1 protein-coding gene is annotated in these 1,578 nt (G+C 52.0%); it reads left to right on the plus strand.

The features are described from left to right. The coding region (locus tag KDK18_RS09350; protein WP_257254636.1) for an AAA family ATPase at positions 1-1,578 on the plus strand (1,578 nt) is incomplete at both ends.

A 1,578-nucleotide genomic window follows, 5' to 3' on the forward strand; every position in this document is an offset into this window, starting at 1 on the left:
AGGCATTAACCTCTGGCAAGCCGGTTGTATTGCGGGGACTGGAGAGTAATCCAACACTTCAACAACTTCTGGAACCTCTGGCTGTTGGGCAACCTCTGTTGGTCAATGGTCAATTACAGACCTACCCAAAAGCTCATGTCACCCTGCTCTGGCCTGAGTCAGCGAAAAGCCCATCTTCAGTGTTCAGTTCGATGATCGCCACGGGCAACCCATGTCCTGAGGTGGATATCTGGGATAGCAATGGGGCCAGACACGATATCCCACGGGCCGGGCTGCCAGAACAGACACTTTACGAACTTTACGAAGCGTTTGAAACTGTACCTGGCAATCTCTGCAACCCTCTGCCTGAACTGACCGAAGGGTTGCTGAATAACCTGATAATGGCTGCCCGGCGAGAACAGCGGGTTGACCAGTCCTCTCAGCTCCTGCCCTGCCACTGGCGCAAGGCCATCAATAGCGTGATCACCCATGGCACCCGGCAGAATCCGTCCGTACGGGATTTTATGAAAGTGGCCTGTTGGTGGTTACTGCCGGATGCCCATAAGAAGCCGGATGCTCATAAGACGCCGGATGAGGGTCAAACTGCCTCGGTGGACCCGGATCGTTTAACTGCCATCATCAACAGTGCTCCACGGCTCGATAGAGAGTTTGTGAAGCAGAACCTGTGGCCACTGGCCAGAGTATTTGACCCTTCCGTCTTTAAGGAAACTGAACTACAACTGTCTTATGAAAATCCATTTCCACCATGGTGGAATGAAAAAGAAACTCTCGACCAACTCTGTACCATGATCGTTGCCCATGCGCCTGAACAACAACGAGATGCTATAGCCTTTCAGCTGGAAGTCGATCCGGCAGCAGCGAAGCCATATCAATCGTTAACTATCAGGCCAGAAATACAGATTAAACGTTTGCAAGATGCACTGGCTTCCGGCTGGCAGTTATCTTTGCACCCGGGGCAGACCCGATCCGACGCTATTCAATCTCTGGCCACCGATTGTTTTAACATTGCCCGGGGAGAATATGTAACGGAGAATTCTGATGCAGAACGTATTGAACGTATAGAAAATCGACTGTCTGAATCACTGGTATGGCGGAGTTCCGCTGACCAGCTCCTGTCAGCACTGGCTCAGGATCTTTATCACGGTTCGCTGAATCAGAAGGATCGTGAAAGTCGTCGTTTATCCCGACTCCATGACCGGCTTGCAGACTCTCCCGTGCTATTCCTGCAGGGGGAAACAGGCACCGGCAAAAGTTACTTTTCTGCCAGGATGGCAAGGGCTTCAGGACAGGTTTCGGTGATGTCCCTTGGACCATCGGACAGCGAACAAACCCTGATGAAACGCTGGCAGTGGCAAGAGCACGCCGATGGCGACCGCTCTATGGAACTGCAAAATCAGGCGCTGATGACATGGGCCAACACTCAATCCGACAAAAACGGAGAATACATAATACTGGTTCTGGATGAAGCCAACCTGGCCAAAACCGGCTTGCTGGCGTCATTGAACGGCTTATGGGAAACGCAGCCCTGCATCTATGTGAATGGCCATCCTGTCAAGGTCAGCTCAAAACACCGGGTGA

The organism is Endozoicomonas sp. SESOKO3, assembly GCF_024606255.1.